Origin of the sequence: Salinicola salarius, assembly GCF_002179555.1 — a bacterium.
In the GTDB taxonomy this organism is placed as follows: domain Bacteria; phylum Pseudomonadota; class Gammaproteobacteria; order Pseudomonadales; family Halomonadaceae; genus Salinicola; species Salinicola salarius_A.
This window is the reverse complement of the sequence record NZ_NHOU01000009.1, coordinates 70957-88896: the sequence shown is the minus strand read 5'-3', so window position 1 is coordinate 88896 and position 17940 is coordinate 70957. Positions and strand designations below refer to the sequence as shown.

At 63.5% G+C, this 17940-nt stretch carries 14 protein-coding genes; 4 read left to right on the top strand and 10 right to left on the bottom strand.

The window, feature by feature from the left end:
• Positions 1-5: 5 nt before the first annotated feature.
• From CCD76_RS09385 to CCD76_RS09375, 3 genes are all read right to left on the bottom strand, one after another.
• Positions 6-1565: a sodium:solute symporter family transporter gene (locus tag CCD76_RS09385; RefSeq protein WP_087719253.1), complete on the bottom strand. Its 1560-nt coding sequence runs from the start codon at positions 1563-1565 to the stop codon at positions 6-8.
• Positions 1566-1830: 265 nt separating this feature from the next.
• Entirely contained in the window at positions 1831-4860 is a 3030-nt protein-coding gene (locus CCD76_RS09380) for an FAD-binding and (Fe-S)-binding domain-containing protein (RefSeq protein WP_087719252.1), read from the bottom strand.
• A 12-nt stretch (positions 4861-4872) separates the two neighbouring features.
• A complete protein-coding gene (locus CCD76_RS09375) occupies positions 4873-6144 on the bottom strand; it encodes a pyridoxal-phosphate-dependent aminotransferase family protein (protein WP_087719251.1) in 1272 nt (423 codons plus the stop codon).
• Between the two features lie 221 nt (positions 6145-6365).
• Between CCD76_RS09375 and CCD76_RS09370 the strand changes: the two genes are divergently transcribed.
• Entirely contained in the window at positions 6366-7064 is a 699-nt protein-coding gene (locus CCD76_RS09370; protein ID WP_087719250.1) for a GntR family transcriptional regulator, read from the top strand.
• 10 nt (positions 7065-7074) lie between these two features.
• Here the strand turns inward: CCD76_RS09370 and mtgA are convergent, their stop codons facing one another.
• Positions 7075-7782, bottom strand: coding sequence for a monofunctional biosynthetic peptidoglycan transglycosylase (mtgA, locus tag CCD76_RS09365; protein ID WP_087719249.1), 708 nt, complete (start codon positions 7780-7782; stop codon positions 7075-7077).
• 140 nt (positions 7783-7922) lie between these two features.
• Here mtgA and CCD76_RS09360 point away from each other — a divergent pair, with 140 nt between their 5' ends.
• Entirely contained in the window at positions 7923-8747 is an 825-nt protein-coding gene (locus tag CCD76_RS09360; RefSeq protein WP_087719248.1) for an alpha/beta hydrolase fold domain-containing protein, read from the top strand.
• Between the two features lie 48 nt (positions 8748-8795).
• On the opposite strand, the gene CCD76_RS09355 is transcribed toward CCD76_RS09360, so the two are convergent.
• The 3 genes from CCD76_RS09355 to CCD76_RS09345 form a co-directional block, all read right to left on the bottom strand.
• Positions 8796-9737 carry an ABC transporter substrate-binding protein gene (locus CCD76_RS09355; RefSeq protein WP_087719247.1) on the bottom strand — a complete coding sequence of 314 codons (942 nt, stop codon included), beginning with the start codon at positions 9735-9737 and terminating at the stop codon, positions 8796-8798.
• Positions 9738-9962: 225 nt separating this feature from the next.
• Positions 9963-10820: an S-formylglutathione hydrolase gene (fghA, locus tag CCD76_RS09350; protein ID WP_087719246.1), complete on the bottom strand. Its 858-nt coding sequence runs from the start codon at positions 10818-10820 to the stop codon at positions 9963-9965.
• Between the two features lie 143 nt (positions 10821-10963).
• Positions 10964-12073: an S-(hydroxymethyl)glutathione dehydrogenase/class III alcohol dehydrogenase gene (locus CCD76_RS09345; protein WP_071232589.1), complete on the bottom strand. Its 1110-nt coding sequence runs from the start codon at positions 12071-12073 to the stop codon at positions 10964-10966.
• A gap of 179 nt (positions 12074-12252) precedes the next feature.
• Between CCD76_RS09345 and CCD76_RS09340 the strand changes: the two genes are divergently transcribed.
• Complete coding sequence (locus CCD76_RS09340; protein WP_087719245.1) at positions 12253-13218, top strand: LysR family transcriptional regulator; 966 nt, start codon at positions 12253-12255, stop codon at positions 13216-13218.
• 46 nt (positions 13219-13264) lie between these two features.
• Here the strand turns inward: CCD76_RS09340 and CCD76_RS09335 are convergent, their stop codons facing one another.
• Together CCD76_RS09335 and CCD76_RS09330 are read right to left on the bottom strand one after the other, a co-directional pair.
• Entirely contained in the window at positions 13265-13999 is a 735-nt protein-coding gene (locus tag CCD76_RS09335; protein ID WP_087719244.1) for a Crp/Fnr family transcriptional regulator, read from the bottom strand.
• A gap of 149 nt (positions 14000-14148) precedes the next feature.
• Positions 14149-15528 (bottom strand): L-serine ammonia-lyase, encoded by a 1380-nt coding sequence (locus tag CCD76_RS09330; RefSeq protein ID WP_087719243.1) that lies wholly within the window; start codon positions 15526-15528, stop codon positions 14149-14151.
• Positions 15529-15669: 141 nt separating this feature from the next.
• Between CCD76_RS09330 and CCD76_RS09325 the strand changes: the two genes are divergently transcribed.
• Positions 15670-16617 carry a LysR substrate-binding domain-containing protein gene (locus tag CCD76_RS09325; protein WP_087719242.1) on the top strand — a complete coding sequence of 316 codons (948 nt, stop codon included), beginning with the start codon at positions 15670-15672 and terminating at the stop codon, positions 16615-16617.
• A gap of 39 nt (positions 16618-16656) precedes the next feature.
• On the opposite strand, the gene CCD76_RS09320 is transcribed toward CCD76_RS09325, so the two are convergent.
• The gene (locus tag CCD76_RS09320; RefSeq protein WP_087719241.1) at positions 16657-17844 is read right to left on the bottom strand and encodes a CaiB/BaiF CoA transferase family protein; all 1188 of its coding nucleotides are present in this window, start codon (positions 17842-17844) and stop codon (positions 16657-16659) included.
• Positions 17845-17940: the final 96 nt, after the last annotated feature.

Below are 17940 nucleotides of genomic sequence, written 5' to 3'. Positions count from 1 at the left end.
CTCGCTCAACGCAGCAGATAGACGATGACAGCGGTGAGCACCGAGACGATGGCGATGCCGATCATGACATCGCGGGGAACCCGCTCCAATCCCTCCTTGGCGATGACAGCGATCCGCGCATCCTTCTCGGCGGGACGATCATGGCGACCCAGGCGCGTCATCCAGAACCAGGTGAACAGCACCGTCGCCGCGAACAGGATGCCGCCGATGATGGTGAAGTGGATCGGCAGCACGCCGGTTTCCACCAGCACGAACAGCACCGCACTCAGCGCGTGCCCGCTGGCCAGACCGCGCAACGCCGCCGACGCCCCCAGCGACTTGACCCACAGCCCCATCAGGAAGGTCGCCACCAGCGGCGAGGCGACGAAGGCGAACACCTGCTGCAGATAGGCCCAGAGACCGGAAAAGTACTGGATCATCGGCCCCCAGAGCGCAGCGATGGCGGCAAGGATGAAGGTACAGACACGCCCCCACTTGGCCAGCTGGGCATCGGTCAGATTCGGCCTGGCCGGCTTGATGAAATCGAGCGTCAACAACGTCGCCGATGAGTTGAGCGTCGAGGAGAGCGTCGACATCAGCGCCGCGATCAGCCCCGCCAGGATCAGACCCGTCAGGCCGGTGGGCGTGAACTCCTGAACCATCTTCGGATAGACCTGATCGGGATGTTCCAGACCCGGCAGCAGCGGCACCACCATGGCGCCGGGGATGGTCATGATGAAGATCGGCAGCAGCTTCAAGGCCGCTGCGAACACCGAAGCGCGCCCTGCCGCCTGGATGTCCCGCGCGCCTAGCAGACGCTGAACCACGTACTGGTTCATCGACCAGTAGTAGAAGCCGACGATCGGCACCCCGGTGAGCAGCCCCAGCCACGGCACGCTGGGATCGTCAAGCGGGCGGATCAGCGACAGTTTCTCCGGGCTCACCGCCTCCTTGACGTTCGCCCAGCTGTAGTCGAAGTGGCCGAAGATTATCCAGGTCATCGCCGCCGAACCGCCGATCAGCACGCACGCCTGCATGACGTCGGTGTAGACCACGGCACGCAGCCCGCCGAAGGCCGTATAGATGCTGGTGAACAGCGCCAGCAGCGCACAGACTTCCCAGAGGTTGGTGCCGGGAATGAAGGTGGTGACGATCAACCCGCCAGCGTAGAGAGTCCCGGCGGTATCGAGGATGATCGACAAAAACAGCGTGATGACCGAAAGGTACTTGCGCAGCCGCGAGTCGAAGCGCCGCTCCATCAGCTCCGGCATGGTGGTGACTCTGGCCCGCATCAGCACCGGCAGCACGAAGATCGCCGTGAACATCAGCACCACGCCTGCCATCCATTCGTAGTTGGCCGCCGAGATGCCGTGCTGATAGGCCGCGCCGGGCAAGCCGATCAGCGTATCCGAGGAGATATTGGAGGCAAACAGTGAAAAGCCGATCGCCATCGGGCCCAGGGTCCGCCCGGCCAGGAACAGCTCTTCCGGGGTGGTCTTCCCTCGGGCGGTCTTGTAACCGATGAAGGTGACGATCAGAAAATAGGCCGCGATGACCGCAAAATCCCAGAATTGAAGATCTTCCATGAGCGCGTTCGCTTTTGATCTGTGGTTGTTTTGGCGAGCGATGGCGGCGCGATGGCACCAATGGCCATCCGTCGCGATGACGCCCGTTCAGGCGTTCACGATGTAAAGGTTAGTCAGCACACGGTCGAAATTCCATTTCCGGACAGCGGGTTGCATGACTCGAGAATGCAAAAGGCGCCCGCCGCATGGTCGACGAGCGCCTTGGCATAGCCAGATCACCGGGGATGACTTGCCCTGTAAGTCATACGAAAAACACGACCAATGTCTAATGCGGATTACTGGGTAAAGACGCCTCCAGCACTCTTGCCACGTGCAGCGCTTCTCGTCCGGCGCCATCGAGGATCTGGTGTCGGCAACTGGTGCCGTCGGCCACGATCCAGGCGTCCTCCCCGGCCTCGCGAACTGCCGGCAGTAACGAAAGCTCCGCCATCTGCCGCGAGGCTTCGATATGCTCCGCTTCGTAGCCGAAACTGCCCGCCATGCCGCAGCAGGAGGAAACGATCGCCTCCACCTCAAGCTCGGGAATCCAGTTCAGAACGGTCATCACCGGCGTGAAGGCATCGAAGGCTTTCTGATGGCAGTGACCGTGAACCTTGGCCCGCGACACGGCGAGCGGAGCCAGATCCAGCGCCAGCCGTCCGGCCAGCTTCTCTGTCACCAGGAACTCCTCGAACAGCATGGCGGCCTCCGCCAGCCGAGTGGCTTCCTCGCCAAAACCGTAATGAAGGAATTCGTCACGCAGCGTGAGCAGGCAAGAGGGCTCCAGCCCGACGATCTTCACGCCCCGTGCCACGAACGGCATCAGCGCATCCAGCGTGCGACGCGCTTCCTGCCGGGCGCGGTCGACACGCCCGGCGGCCAGGTAGGTCCTGCCGCAGCAGAGCGGCCGCTCCCCTTCGCGAACGTTGAAATGCACCCGATAGCCGGCGGCTTCCAGCACCCGCCGCGCCGCACTGGCGTTATCGGCCTCGAAATAGTTATTGAAGGTATCGACGAACAGCACCACCTCGCCGACGGGAGATTGGCCGGCACGAGACGAGTCCGTCATCACGCGTCGCGCTGATCGCAGGTAGTCCCCGCCGAAGACCGGTAACGAGCGCGCTTCGGCAAATCCCAACCAGCGCTTGGCGCGCCCGCCGAGCCATGTCACGCGCTCCAGCCGAGAGGCTACACCGCCGACATGACGCATCCAGGGTGCATAGCGCGGCAGCTCGGATACCAGCTTCTCGCGCCAGCCCAGTCCCCGCGCCTCGATCCGTGCGGCACGCGCCTCGATCTTGAACTTGGCCATGTCGACGCCGGTCGGGCAGTCGCGCTTGCAGCCCTTGCAGGAGACGCACAGGTCCAGCGTGTCGGCGACTTCGTCGCTGGCAAGGCCGCGATCGCCGATCTTTCCCGACAGCACCAATCGCAGGGTATTGGCGCGGCCCCGTGTCAGGTGGCGCTCGTCGCGACTGATCCGATAGCTCGGGCACATGGTGCCGGCGTCGAACTTGCGGCAGTAGCCGTTGTTGTTGCACATCTCCACGGCCTTGGCGAGACCGTGCGCCGGATCGCCGCCACTGCCGGGTTCACCCAGCTCGCCACTCAGCGGGTCGCGGGTCACGTTCCAGGCCGACCAGTCCAGTTCGGTCGACACCGGAATGATCTGATGATCGGCGGGAAAGCGGAACAGCCGGGCATCGTCCATCTTCGGCGTATCGACGATCTTGTTGGGGTTGAAGCGATTGTTCGGATCGAACAGCCGCTTGATCTCGCCGAAGGCGGCGTTGAGCCCGGCACCGAACTGCCATGCCACCCACTCGCCGCGACAGATGCCGTCGCCGTGTTCTCCCGAGTAGGCCCCTTTGTAGCGGCGGACCAGTTCCGACGCTTCCTCGGCGATGGCGCGCATCTTGGCGGCCCCGCCGCGGCGCATGTCGAGAATCGGCCGCACGTGGAGCGTGCCGACGCTGGCATGCGCGTACCAGGTGCCCTCGGTGCCGTGGCGATGGAAGACGTCGGTCAGCTGCTCGGTATATTCCGCCAGATGCTCCAGCGGCACGGCGCAATCCTCGATGAACGACACCGGTTTGCCGTCGCCTTTCATGCTCATCATGATGTTGAGACCGGCCTTGCGCACGTTCCACAGTGCCGACTGTTCGGCGCCGGTTTCCAGCCCGACGACGCTGTCCGGCAGGCCCAGGTCGCCCATCAGGGTCTTGAGCGCTTCCAGCTGGCGCAGTTGGGAGTCGCGATCCTCGCCGGCGAACTCCACCAGCAGCAGCGCATCCGGGCGTCCGATCAGCGACTTTTCCACCGTCGGTCGGAATGCCGGGTTCTCCAGCGCCAGTTCGATCATGGTACGGTCGACCAGCTCTACCGCGGCGGGTCCCAGCTCGACGATATGCTGGGTCATGTCCATCGCCTGGTAGAAGGTCGGGAAATTGACCACCCCGAGCACCTTGTGCACCGGCAACGGCGACAGTTTCAGCTTGAGTTTGCGGGTGAAGGCCAGCGTCCCTTCCGAGCCGATCAGCAGGTGGGCGAAGTTGGCCCGGCCTGCGGCATCGTAGGGAATCGGGTTGCGGCAGTCGAACAGATCCAGGTTGTAGCCGCCGACCCGGCGCAGCACCTGCGGGTAGTGCTCGCGGATCGCCGCCGCCTCGCGCTGGATAATGGCCGCCACCGAATCGGCCAGGCCCGCCAGCGTCGAGCCGGGTCCGATCTCGTCGAGAAAGCCGAAATTCGCCTCTCGCCCGTCCGCCAGCGTCGCCTCGAGCCCCAGCACGTTGTGGACCATGTTGCCGTAGCGGATCGAGCGCGAACCGCAGGAGTTGTTGCCGGCCATGCCGCCGAGCGTGCACTGCGCCGAGGTGGAGACGTCTACCGGAAACCAGAGTCCGTGGGGCTTGAGCCAGGCGTTGAGATGGTCGAGCACCACGCCGGGCTCGACCGTGACGGTGCGCGCCTCAACGTCGAGCTCGCCGATGCCGGTCAACCAACGACTGGTGTCGATCACCAGCGCTTCGTTGACCGTCTGTCCGCACTGACTGGTGCCACCGCCTCGCGGCAGCACCGGCGCGCCGATATCTCGGGCGATATCCAGCGCCATGCTCAGGTCCTGTTGGTCTCTCGGCACCACCACGCCCAGCGGCATGATCTGATAGATCGAGGCGTCGGTGGCATAGCGTCCCCGCGATCCGGCGTCGAACGCCACCTCGCCCTGGATCTCACGACGCAGCCGGCTCTCGAACTCACTCATGGCGGCTTGTCTGGGCCGCCTCACGACCGGACTTTTCGGCATCACGCTCATGGCGATCTCCTGTCAGGCGCGGACGGCACCGGCCTGTGAGTGACCCTTCGGTTCAGCCGCCGCCAGTTTGCGCGCCGCCGGCGTGCCGGGCGCCGGATTGTCGGCGAAGAAATCCAGCGCGGCCTGCACGCCGCTGCCGAACAGTTCGACCCCGCAGAGCTTGAGCCCCGCTTCGCAACCGCCGAGGGTGGCGATCAGCGTCAGATCGTTGCAGTCGCCGAGATGGCCGATGCGGAACATCCGCCCCTTGGCCTTGCCGAGCCCCGTTCCCAGCGACAGGTCGAAGCGCTCGTAGATCGTGCGGCGCACCTCGTCGGCATCGATCCCTTCCGGCGTGACCACCCCCGTCAATACCGGCGAATAGAGCGCCGGTTCCTGGCACTGGATCTCCAGCCCCCAGGCGTTGACCGCACGACGAACGCCTTCGGCCCAGCGTTCGTGGCGAGCGAAGACCTGCTCCAGCCCCTCTTCCAGCAGCATGTCCAGCGCTTCGTTGAGGCCGTAGAGCAGGTTGGTGTTCGGCGTGTACGGCCAGTAACCGTTGGCGTTGGCGGTGAGAATCTCGTCCCAGGCCCAGAAGCTCTTAGGCATCGTCGAGCGCTGGCTGGCCTCGATCGCTTTGGGCGACAGCGCGTTGAAACTGATTCCGGGCGGCAGCATCAACCCCTTCTGCGAGCCGGAAACGGTGACGTCGACACCCCACTCGTCGTGGCGATAGTCAGCGCTCGCCAACCCCGAGATGGTATCGACCAGCAACAGTGCCGGGTGACCGGCGGCATCAATGGCCCGGCGCACGGCGGCGATATCGCTGGTGACGCCGGTGGATGTCTCGTTATGCACGACGCACACCGCCTTGATCCGATGCTCGCGATCCTCGCGCAATCGCTCTTCGATGAGCTGCGGCTGCACTCCGTAGCGCCAGCTCTGCGACGCCGGCAATGACAGGAATTCCGGCTCGAGCCCGAGTCGAAGCGCCATCTGCTTCCACAGCGTGGCGAAGTGCCCGGTCTCGAACATCAATACCGAGTCGCCTGGGCTCAAGGTATTGGAAAGCGCCGCCTCCCATGCGCCCGTCCCCGAGGCCGGGTAGATGATGACCGGGTGTTCGGTCTTGAAGATCTTCTTGATTTTTCCCAGCACCTCGAGCCCCAACTCGCCAAATTCCGGGCCTCGGTGATCGATGGTGGGCAGACTCATTGCCCGCAGGATGCGATCCGGTACGGGGGACGGCCCCGGGATCTGCAGAAAATGGCGGCCGGAGGGATGTTGGTCGAGCTTGAGCATGGCGGCATCTCCAGGAGTGAAGCGACAGGCCGCTTCACATGGTTTTTTGCATTCATTACGCAATATGCCGGATAATCGCCCGCTGACAAACCTCGACATAAGTCGCAGCTCATCGCGCCAAACGTTGTTGAAGTCGCTTTCCAATAGCCGCCGCTACGGCGCAGTAGCCAGCGCCGAACGCTTGCGATAGAAAGAAGAGAAGACCGAACAGGGTTCAATGCATGCAAACATCCGATGACACCGAGCTCGATACCCAGACGCGGCCATTGCGAATCCAGCGCGCCGCCCTGCACGACAAGATCGTGGAGCGTCTCCACGACCTGATTACCGAAGGTGGCCTCGGGCCCGGCGAGCGTATCAACGAACGTGAGCTGGCGGACCGGCTGGCGGTTTCGCGCACGCCCTTGCGGGAAGCACTGCGCGTGCTGGCCGCCGAAAAGCTGGTGACGATCTCCCCCAACTACGGCACTTTCGTGACCCGCATGACACGCCAGGAAATCTGCGACACCTTCGAGCTGATGAGCGCGCTGGAGCGCTTTTCCGGGGAGCTGGCGTGTCTCAGGGTCACCGAAGAAGAGCTGGCCGAGATCCGCGCGGCCCACGAGACGATGCTGGGCCACTGGCAGCGCCAGGATCTATCGGCTTACTACCATGCCAACCAGCGCATTCACGACCTGATCAACCGTGCGGCGCGCAACGATGCCCTGCGTCAGACCTATCTTTCGCTCAATCGGCGCCTGCATCCCCTGCGGCTCTCGTCCAACCGGACGGAAGCCAAGTGGCGCAAGGCGGTGGAGGAACATCGCGACATGTTGAGCGCGCTGGAGGCCCGCGACGGAGCGAGGCTGGGAGCGCTGATGGAGCGTCACCTGCTGGAAAAGCGAGACGCCGTGCTGGCGGACTGGAAAGACGCGGAATAGAACGACCGAATCACTCCAGCCGTCGTAGAAAGGCGGTACCGCCGAGGTTGCGCATCTGGCGCTGGATCCAGGCGGCACGCTGCTGAACGTAAGCGGAAGGCTGGGAAGCGCTCCAGCCGCGCGGGTTGGGCAGAATCGCGGCGAGGTGGCTGGCCTGGGAGACGCTGAGGTTGGCCGCGGAGGTGCCGAAATAGTGCTGCGCCGCTGCCTCCAGCCCGAACACGCCGGTATCCCATTCGGCGATGTTGAGATAGACCTCCAGAATGCGCTGCTTGGGCCACAGCGCTTCGAGCAGCAGCGTGAACCACGCCTCGAGCCCCTTGCGAATCCAGCTTCGCCCCGTCCACAGGAAGAGGTTGCGGGCGGTCTGCTGGGTCAGCGTGCTGGCGCCCCGCAGATCGCCGCCGTCCGACCATTGGGTGATCGAGCGCTTGATCTGCGCCACATCGAAGCCCCAGTGGTCCGGGAAGCGTTGGTCCTCTCCCGCCATCACCGCCATCTTGGCGTTGTCGGAAAGCCGGGACCAGGGCTCCCACTGCTGCTCGATGGTCAGGTTATCGCCCTGGAACCAGGAGCTTACCTTGCGCTCCGCCATCACCATGGAGCCGAACACCGGCACGAAGCGGAACACCAGCACGAACAATACCGACAGCCCGACGAAAGCCGCAATAGCGATCAACAAGTAACGAAGGAACGTGCGCGGCCAACCTGAGGGCATGAGCGAGAGCTCTTGGTCGAAAGAGTAGGAGCCTAGTATAACAAGGGCTTGCCGGCATGGGTCCGGCAAGCACAAGACTACTAAGCGCAAGACTACGGTCATAGACAAACACGCTCGCAGACAACCACGGAGGAAGCGACATGACCATCGAAGACTTCATCCGCGAATTCACGCCTGCCGACGACGGCAGCGATTCGTCGCTGCCGTCACAACGCCGGGCGTATGAGGCGCTGCATGCGCGGCGGCGCGTGGCCGATCCGGCCGGCATGCAGATCCGTGATGAAGTCATGGGCGGGGTGGACGTGCGTCGCTTCCGCCCTGCCGGCTGCGTCGAAGGCAATGTCGTCTACCTGCACGGCGGCGGATGGAGCCTGGGCTCGGTCGACAGCCATCACGGCATTACCGCGAACCTGGCCGAACGCCTGCGGCGGGAGGTGATCAGCGTCGACTATCGGCTACTGCCGGAAGCGAGCTATGCCGAAGCGCTGGCCGACTGTCGTGCGGTCGTCGAAACCGTTGGCCCGGTGGCAGTGATCGGCGACAGCGCCGGCGGCAGGTTGGCGATCGATGTCGCCCACACCAGCGAATGGAAAGGGTTGCTCGGATTGATCTACCCGGTTGTGGGTACGCCCACCGTCGAGACGCTGGGGGAAGACGGGCCGCTGCTGTCGCGAGCGGACATTCTGTCGCTGTGGCAGATGGCGGCGCCTGACGCGCCCGATGTCGACGCCGCCGTACCTCCGGCCAGAATCATCGAGACACTGGCCGTGGAGCGCGATCCGCTGACGCGACCGCTTGAGCAGGCGATCGAATCCTGGCGCCGGAATGGCGCTTCGGTCGGCTATCGTTGCGCGCCGGACATGGTACACGCCGCCCTGCACGGACATGGCGATCTGCCGGAAATGCAAACCGCCTGGCAGGACTTCTGCCAGGCGGTCGAAAAGCGACTCAGCGCCGATTCATAGAAGGTGCCAGTCGTAGAGGGTGCCAATCACAGAGGGTGCCAGAGGCGTTCAGCTACCCAGCTGCGCCTTGATCGCGTCGATGGCCGGCTCGCCATCCCTGGTGGTGACGCCATCCAGCCACTGGGCAACGGTATCGTAGTGATCGCGAATCCACTCGCTGGCAACCTTGTCGGCCGGGCGCTCCTCGTGACTGTACTCGTAGACCCAGTCGTTCTGGTCATCGATATCGACCTGATACTGGGAAAGGAAGCGATAGAGGTTGGCATCCTTCGATTTCAGATCGGCTGGCACTACGGTCCACACCGTGCTGAGAATATCCGCCGTGCCGCTATCGTCGGAATCCTCCAGATAGTAGAGGTCATAGCTGACGTTCATCCAGTGCGGTTCCCAGCCGACGAACGTGACCCACTGCTTGTCGCTGATCTTCTGGTCGGCGTACGCCAGCATGGCAGATGTCGAACTTTCCCGTAGCTGCCAGTCGCCCAGCCCGGCCGCGTCTTCGTCGATCGCGGCGAGGATCGCATCGTTGATGCCGGTACCGGCCTCGATGCCCTGAATCTCGCCGTTGAAGCGATCCTTGTAGCGATCGAGATCGGCCACGCTGTTCACGCCCGCCTCGTGAACGTACTCCGGCACCACCAGCCCGGAATTGGCGTTGCTGATGTTCTTGGCTACCTTGTCGACCTTGTCGTCGGCCACCAGCGGCTCGATCATCTCCTCCTCGATCGGATACCAGCCGCCCAGGTAGACATCCAGGTCATCGTTGGCCAGACCGTTAAGAATGACGCCGACGGCCAGCTCGCTCTGCTGGGTCTGGTAACCCATCGCCTCGAGGATCTGCGAGGCGACTTCGGACTTCACCGTCACCCCCGGCCACGGCGGCACGCCAAAGCGTACGGTATCGAGATCGGCCTGCGCCGATCCGGCTGCCAGCAGCGTCAGCGGCAGTGCGGCAGCCACGACCCGGCGTTTCACGTTCGAATGACCCATGAAGCGTCTCCTTGAAGTTGTTATCGAATGGAACTCCTCTACTACTCTGCCGATTCAGGAGACAATGAATTGACCGGAAGCGACGCAAAATACGCACCAATCGTCATCGGTAGCCGGTAAGCGCTGTCATCGCATCCACCGCGCTCGAAGCGCAAAGAGAAAAAAGCCCGCCTGCGCATCGGCCAGGCGGGCCAGGGTTCGATCGATGTTGAGATTGACGCCCCGTCACCGCTTGGCGTAAAGCCGCTCGGCGTGATAACTCAGGTGGTCGTCGATGAAGCTGGCGATGAAGAAATAACTGTGGTCATAGCCGGGATGCCGGCGCAGCGTCAGCGGATGGTCATGCTCCTCGCAGACCGCCTCCAGCCGCTCGGGCTTGAGCTGCTCCGCGAGGAAGTTATCCGCCTCGCCCTGATCGATGAACAGCGGCTGACGCGACGACCCCTTGGCAACGAGCTCGCAGGTATCGTACTGCGTGCGCAGGCCGACATCGTCGCCCAGATAGTTCTCGAACGCCTTCTGGCCCCACGGCACCTGGCTCGGATTGACGATCGGCGCGAATGCCGAGACCGCGGCATAGCGCCCCGGCTGGCGCAGCGCCAGCACCAGCGCGCCATGGCCGCCCATCGAATGCCCGCTGATCGATTCGCGGCCATTGACCGGGAAGTGCAGCCGCACCACCGAGGGCAGCTCTTCGGTGACGTAATCGTACATCCGGTAGTGCTTCGACCACGGTTCCCGCTTCGCGTTGAGATAGAAGCCGGCGCCGGAGCCGAAATCGTAGCTGTCGTGTTCGCCGGGCAGATCCAGGCCGCGCGGGCTGGTATCCGGACACACGATCGCGATGCCGAGCTCGGCAGCCATCCTCTGCGCGCCGGCCTTCTGCATGAAGTTCTCGTCGTTGCAGGTCAGACCGGAGAGCCACCACATCAGCGGCACCCGGCCCTCTTCGGCCTGCGGCGGCAGATAGATCGCGAAAATCATGTCGCAATCCAGCGCCCGCGAGTAATGCTTGTAGCGCTTGACCCAGCCACCGAAGCTCTTGGTGGCCGAGACGAGCTCCAATTGTTCGCTCATCGACATGATGCTCTCCTTGGCTTTCTATCCATGCACCCCGATACCGGCGCCTACTCTCCATGCGCCCCGGAACCGGCGCCTACTCTCCATGCGCCCCAAAACCGGGCTCTTGCGCTTTTGATCTGCGCTCGTAGTCCGTGGCTCGTGGCTCAAAAATGCAGAACGGTACGGATGCTCTTGCCCGCATGCAGCAGCTCGAAGGCTTCGTTGATCCGATCGAACGGCATGTCGTGGGTCACGAACTCGTCGATCTTGATCTCGCCGTCCATGTAGCGTTGGACGTAACCCGGCAGCTCGGTGCGGCCCTTGACGCCACCGAAGGCAGAACCCTTCCAGACGCGGCCGGTCACCAGTTGGAACGGGCGCGTAGAGATCTCTTCACCGGCACCGGCGACCCCGATGATGATCGATTCGCCCCAGCCCTTGTGGCAGCACTCCAGTGCCGAACGCATCACGTTGACGTTGCCGATGCACTCGAACGAATAGTCGACACCACCGTCAGTGAGATCGACAATCACCTGCTGGATCGGATCGCTGTAATCCTTGGGGTTGACGAATTCGGTCGCCCCGAACTGGCGCGCCAGCTCGAACTTGTCCGGGTTCACGTCGATCGCGATGATGCGCGAGGCCTTGGCCATCTGCGCGCCCTGGATTACCGCCAGGCCGATGGCACCCAGCCCGAACACGGCAACGGTCGCGCCCGGCTCGACCTTGGCGGTGTTGAGAACGGCACCGATACCGGTGGTGACACCGCAGCCCAGCAGACAGATCTTGTCCAGCGGCGCTTCCTTCGACACCTTGGCCAGCGAGACTTCCGGCAGCACGGTGTACTCGGAGAAGGTCGACGTGCCCATGTAATGGTGCAGCGAGGTGCCATTCTTGGAGAAGCGCGTGGTGCCATCCGGCATCAGGCCCTTGCCCTGGGTCGCGCGGACGGCGCCGCACAGGTTGGTCTTGCCCGAGAGACAGAACTTGCACTTGCCGCACTCGGCGGTATAGAGCGGGATGACGTGATCGCCGGGTTTCAGGCCGGTGACGCCCTCGCCCACCTCTTCGACGATACCGGCGCCTTCATGGCCCAGCACCGACGGAAACAGACCCTCGGGATCCTTACCGGAGAGCGTATAGGCATCGGTGTGACAGACGCTGGTGGCAACGATGCGGACCATGACTTCGCCCGCCTTGGGGCCCTGCACATCGATCTCTTCCAGCGAGAGCGGCTTGCCTGCTTCCCAGGCGACTGCGGCACGCGATTTCATATCAGGTCTCCACTATGAGCTTGAGGAACTTCGATGGGTCGCTCGACAGCCGGCCGGCGCCATGGCGACTCTCATGGTCTCAGTCTAGGCGCACGCCGCCAGGCAATAAACCAGGCATTTCGCAGATGATTGTTGCCATGCAACAATAATGGGTCTGCAGCGCGGAGGGAGAAGTCGGCATGTCACGCTGGGAGGGTATCGAGGCATTCGTTGCCGTGGTGCGGCTGGGCACGTTCTCGCGCGCCGCCCAGTCGCTGAAGGTCTCCAACTCCCATGTGAGCCGACTGGTGAGCCAACTCGAGCAGGAGCTGGGAACGCCGCTGCTTTACCGGACCACGCGCCAGATTCGGCTGACCGATGGCGGCGCCGTGTATTACGAACACTGCCGCTCGCTGCTGGACGGCTTCAAGGAAGCCGAGGCCGCACTCAACGAACTTCAGTCCCAGCCCCAGGGGCGGCTCGCCATCAGTTGCGCCACCACGTTCGGGGAGCGCTTCATCGCGCCGCTGGTCAACGACTTCCACTGTTGCTATCCGCAACTCGATGTACGCCTGCACTTCACCAACCGTACGGTCGAGCTGATCGACGAAGGCTTCGATGTCGCCATCCGCATGGGCGTGCTCAAGGATTCGAGCCTGCTGGCCAGACGCCTCTGCCAGCGCCGCGAGTACGTCGTCGGCGCGCCCGACTACTTCCAGCGACGACCGACACCGCACAGTCTTTCCGAGCTCGCCCATCACAACTGCCTGGTCGGATCGCGGGATAGCTGGCTGTTCCGGGTCGACGGCCAACGCCGAGAGATCCGGGTGTCGGGGAATTGGCGCGGCAATTCCGGGCCGGCGCTACTGGATGCGGCCTGCAAGGGGATCGGGCTGGCCCAGTTGCCGGATTACTATGTCGAGACGGCGATCCAGCAAGGCAGGCTGATGGCCGTGCTCGATCGCTACCAGTTTACCGATACTGCCGTCTGGGCGGTCTTCCCGCGCCACCGCCAGCTCTCTTCCAAGATTCGTCTGCTGGTCGATTTTCTGTCGGCGAGACTGCCCGAGGCGATTGCCGCAGACGGCCGCGATTCGCCGATACCGGACGTCAAGGCCGCTGAGCCGCCATCGCCCGAAACACCAGCACCAGAGACCCGGCGCTAGAGAATGAGATCAGGGGCAAAGCAGTTCAGCGGCAAGCAAAGTTGAATCAATGATTGAAGAAGTGATCGATGCCATCGTTGAGATAGGCGTCGCCGAATTCGGCCTCCCGTGCCAGCGCCTCGGGGTCGGGCAGCTCGATGCGCTGGCGCGAGCGCAGCAATAGCCCTTCCTCGCGGAAGGCGGTCAGCGTCCGGCTCACGTGTACCGACGACAGCCCCAGCGCATCGCCGAGATGCTGTTGGGACAGCGGTAGACGAATGCTGTTGCCCTGGCGTGCCTTGGTGCGGTCCAGGCGCACGTACATTTCGTAGATCAGGTGTGCCAGACGCTGACGCGCGCTGCGTCGGGCGAGGTTGACGAGACGCTCGGTCAACAGGGCCTGCTGATGCGACGAAATGGCAAAGAAGATGGTCGACAGCATCAGCGATTCGCGGAAGACGTTGATCAGGCGCCGATGGGGAAAATGACACACGACGCCGTCCTCGAGCATGGCGACGCCGGTCAGGCGCTCCTTGAAGGCAAATTCCCGCAGTCCGATGATATCGCCGGGCAGATAGATCTCGAGAATCTGCCGAGAACCATCTTCCATGTGGCGAAAGGAGTAGGCCCATCCCTTGCTGAGCGTACAGAACTCGCGCGCCGGATCTCCCTCCTGCCACAGAATCTCGTCGGCCTTGACCTCGGTCGGGCTCTGCTCGAGCTCGACCAACAACGCTTCATCGTTTTTGGAAAGCTCACCGTAATGTCTGAAATGACGGACGATACAACTGTCTTGGCTCATTACCCTTGCCCTTGTTCATGCTTTTAGCGATCGCCAGATTACGGAAATCGATATTGGCATAGCCAGCCAGGATTGTCGTTATCCCGCGTCAGGGTTCACGACTTAAGCACAAGAATCGGGACGCTACCGCTATTTTCAAGGTTGAATACTCAACATTCGATGATGTTCACCGCCAGTCCGCCGCGGGAGGTCTCCTTGTATTTGTCCTGCATGTCGCGCCCGGTTTCGCGCATGGTTCGAATGACCTTGTCGAGAGAGACGAAATGCTCGCCGTCGCCACAGAGCGCCATCTGCGCGGCGTTGATGGCCTTGACTGCCGCAATCGCGTTGCGTTCGATACAGGGTACCTGGACCAGGCCAGCGATGGGATCGCAGGTCAGCCCCAGGTTGTGTTCGAGCCCGATTTCGGCGGCGTTCTCGACCTGGGCCGGGGCGCCTCCCATCAACTCCGCCAGTCCGGCGGCGGCCATCGCGCAGGCCGAGCCGACCTCGCCTTGACAGCCCACTTCCGCACCGGAGATCGAGGCGTTGGTCTTGCACAGAATGCCGATCGCGCCGGCGGTCAGAAGGAAACGCACGACATCCCGCTCGCAGGCATCCGGCTGGAATTTCATGTAGTAGTGCAGTACGGCGGGCACGATCCCCGCGGCCCCGTTAGTCGGCGCGGTAACCATCCGGCGGCCGGCGGCGTTCTCCTCGTTGACCGCCAGCGCGAACAGGTTGACCCAGTCCATCGCCGAGAAGGTACTGGCGATCAGGCTCTTCTCGTTGTCCAGCGCCATCAGCCGCCGATGCAGCGCCGGGGCGCGACGCCTCACGTTCAGTCCGCCGGGCAGCACGCCCTGCTGATCCAGCCCGCTATCGACACACGCCTTCATCGCCAGCCAGATCTGCCAGAGCCCGTCGCGAATGTCCGACTCGCTGCGCCAGACCTGCTCGTTGGCCAGCATCACGTCACTGATGGAAAGCCCCTCACGACGGCAAATATCGAGCAGCTCGACGGCATTCTTGAACGGGTATGGCACCTTCACCGTGGAGGTGACGGCATCGCTCTGCGCCGCCTGCTCGGCATCGACGACGAAGCCGCCGCCGACCGAGTAATACGTGTTGTCGTAGATGACTCCGTGATCGTCGGAGGCGACCAGGCGCAAGGCGTTGGTGTGGTAATCGAGAACCTCGTCGCACCATTCGATGTCCCGCGTCGCATCGAATGCCACCGCGTGCACGCCAGCCAGCTTCAGCTCTCCGTCCCGCGCCATTGCTGCCAGCTTGAGCGCCAGGTCGTCGGGATCGACGGTCAACGGGCGCTCCCCCATGAGCCCCCCTATCACCGCGCTATCGGTGTTGTGCCCCTTGCCGGTGGCCGATAGCGAGCCGTAGAGCGTGACCGATACCCGCGTCACCGCGTGCAGCAGCTCGCGGTCGTGCAGGGCCGCGACGAAATCATGGGCAGCCTGCATCGGTCCGACCGTATGCGAACTGGAAGGCCCGATGCCAATCTTGAACAGATCGAACACGCTGAATGTCATGTGGCTACCTCTGATGTCGCTCGGGCGCCAGAATCCGTCGTTCCTGGAACTGGCGCATGATGTAGTTTGACTTCAGTCTGGCCGCCGGTTAAACCGGAAACAATCGATAAAAACTGCCAATACCTATAGCCTTGCTAAACCATGATCCAGTCACTCAATGCTCAGACCCATGCCTGGCTGAAAGTCTTCGCCGTCAGCGCCCGCCTCCTGTCGTTCACCCGGGCAGCAGAGGAGCTTCATGTCACCACCGGCGCGGTCAGCCAGCAGATCAAGCAGCTGGAAGAGCGGCTCGGGTTTCGTCTGTTCAGGCGTCTGCCGCGCCAGCTGGCGTTGACGGAAGAAGGGGAACGGCTGGCCCGGGTCGTCGCCCAGGCTTACGATGCCGTCGGGCTGGAGGTCGATCGCCTGCGCGGTGGGGTCATGAGCGGCGTGCTCAGGCTACGCTGCCTGCCGTCGTTTCTGGCCAAGTGGCTGATGCCGAGACTGCCGCGGCTGCAGGCCCGCTTCCCCGATATCGAACTGCACGTCACGGCGGAAGACAGCAATCTGTCGCTGCTCGACGGCGGCTACGATCTGGCCATCGATCTCAACGACGGTCACTATCCGGGTCTCCAGACCACGCCGTTGATCGACGAGAAGATCTTCGCCGTCTGCTCGCCGCAGCTGCTCAGGCGTCGCCCGCCGCTCACCACCCCCGAGGCGCTGGGCTACTATCCGCTGCTGCACGATGTCACGGCCTGGCGCGGCAGCCACGATTATGCGGAGTGGGAGCACTATCTACGGGCGATTGGCGGTGAACAGGTCAACGTGCGCCGAGGCTACACCTTCAACCGCAACCAGTTGACGGTGGAGGCCGCAATCGCCGGCATGGGCGTGGCGATCGCTCGCCGGACGCTGATCGGCGACGAGCTGGCCAGCGGCCGCCTGATCGCGCCATTCGCCGGCTCGGTGGCGACCGGCAAGCGCTACGGCCTGGTCTATCAGCAGGGGGCTCTGGACGACCGCCGCGTACGAGCGGTGCACGACTGGTTGGAGGAGGAAGCGCGGCGATCCGTGGAGACCGCCCCGCTCGCCGATTCCACCGAATGAGTCAGGCTTCGAGCCAAACCCAGGCCTTTCTGAACGTGTCTAGCGTACGACGCCGCGCTCGCGCAGCGCCGCCAGACGCTCGCCCTCGACGCCCAGCGTCGCCAGCACCTCGTCGGTATGCTGGGCGAAGACCGGCGCCGGCCGGCGAATCTGAGACGGCGTCTGGGATAGCTTGCTGGCGAAGCCGATGGTCTGCATGCGCCCGATCACCGGGTGATCCAGCTCCTGAACCATGCCCCGCTCCCGGTAGTGCGGATCGTCCATCGCCTGGGCGAAGTCGTTGATCGGCCCCGCCGGCACGCCGGCTTCGTCGCACAGCGCCAGCCAGTGCTGGCGGTCTGCCGTGCACATCAACTCTTCCAGCAGCGCCTCCAGCGCATCGACGTTCTTTCCCCGGTCGCTATTGGTGATGAATCGGGGATCGGCGGTCAGATCAGGCCGTTGCAGCACGTCGTTGCAGAACCGCTCCCAGGTGCGCTGGTTGGCGCATCCCAGCATCATGTAGCCGTCGCGAACCTTGACCGCCTGGTAAGGCGCGGAGACCCGGTGCCGCCACCCGGTCGGCTGCGGGACGCGCCCTTCGGCGAAATAGGCCGCCGCTTCCCAGGTGAACCAGGGTAGACCGCACTCGGCGATAGCCACATCCACCAGTTGGCCTTCCCCCGTCTTCTGCTTGTGAATGTAGGCCGCCAGTATCGAGTAGATCGCGGTGATTCCCGCGCCGATATCGTAGACCGCCACGCCGGTCTTCAACGGCCGCCGGCCGGGCTCGCCGGTCATCGACATCAAGCCGGTCATGCCCTGGGCGACCAGATCGAACCCGCCTTTGCGCCGATACGGCCCCGTCTGGCCGTAGCCGGAGATCGAGCAGTAGACCAGGCCGGGATTGATGCCCTTGAGCGTCTCGTAGTCGATCTTCAACGACTGGGTAACGCCGGGCCGGTAGTTCTCGACCACCACATCCGCTTCCCGCGCCAATTCATAGAAGAGCGCCAGCCCGTCGGGCTCCTTGAGATTGAGCGAGATGCTGCGCTTGTTGCGGTTGATCTGCGCGAAGCAGGTGGACTCGTCGTTGACGTACGGCCCCATCTGACGACTGTCGTCGCCGCCCTGGGTCTTCTCGACCTTGATCACGTCTGCACCCATGTCTCCCAGCACCATGGTGCAGTATGGCCCGGCCATGATCTGCGAGATATCGAGTACCTTCATGCCTTCCAGCGGTAACATGGCGATTCTCCTTGCCAGTCTTCGAAACGGCGAATAGAGCGAATGATCGACGCGCGCTCCCGTCGTGGACTCGACAGCGAGTCCACGCCAGTCACC

Excerpts from the sequence above, each read along its gene's own strand:
- CCD76_RS09385 (WP_087719253.1), bottom strand. The coding sequence starts at position 1,565 with ATGGAAGATCTTCAATTCTGGGATTTTGCGGTCATCGCGGCCTATTTT.
- CCD76_RS09380 (WP_087719252.1), bottom strand. The coding sequence starts at position 4,860 with ATGAGCGTGATGCCGAAAAGTCCGGTCGTGAGGCGGCCCAGACAAGCC.
- CCD76_RS09375 (WP_087719251.1), bottom strand. The coding sequence starts at position 6,144 with ATGCTCAAGCTCGACCAACATCCCTCCGGCCGCCATTTTCTGCAGATC.
- CCD76_RS09370 (WP_087719250.1), top strand. The coding sequence starts at position 6,366 with ATGCAAACATCCGATGACACCGAGCTCGATACCCAGACGCGGCCATTG.
- mtgA (WP_087719249.1), bottom strand. The coding sequence starts at position 7,782 with ATGCCCTCAGGTTGGCCGCGCACGTTCCTTCGTTACTTGTTGATCGCT.
- CCD76_RS09360 (WP_087719248.1), top strand. The coding sequence starts at position 7,923 with ATGACCATCGAAGACTTCATCCGCGAATTCACGCCTGCCGACGACGGC.
- CCD76_RS09355 (WP_087719247.1), bottom strand. The coding sequence starts at position 9,737 with ATGGGTCATTCGAACGTGAAACGCCGGGTCGTGGCTGCCGCACTGCCG.
- fghA (WP_087719246.1), bottom strand. The coding sequence starts at position 10,820 with ATGTCGATGAGCGAACAATTGGAGCTCGTCTCGGCCACCAAGAGCTTC.
- CCD76_RS09345 (WP_071232589.1), bottom strand. The coding sequence starts at position 12,073 with ATGAAATCGCGTGCCGCAGTCGCCTGGGAAGCAGGCAAGCCGCTCTCG.
- CCD76_RS09340 (WP_087719245.1), top strand. The coding sequence starts at position 12,253 with ATGTCACGCTGGGAGGGTATCGAGGCATTCGTTGCCGTGGTGCGGCTG.
- CCD76_RS09335 (WP_087719244.1), bottom strand. The coding sequence starts at position 13,999 with ATGAGCCAAGACAGTTGTATCGTCCGTCATTTCAGACATTACGGTGAG.
- CCD76_RS09330 (WP_087719243.1), bottom strand. The coding sequence starts at position 15,528 with ATGACATTCAGCGTGTTCGATCTGTTCAAGATTGGCATCGGGCCTTCC.
- CCD76_RS09325 (WP_087719242.1), top strand. The coding sequence starts at position 15,670 with ATGATCCAGTCACTCAATGCTCAGACCCATGCCTGGCTGAAAGTCTTC.
- CCD76_RS09320 (WP_087719241.1), bottom strand. The coding sequence starts at position 17,844 with ATGTTACCGCTGGAAGGCATGAAGGTACTCGATATCTCGCAGATCATG.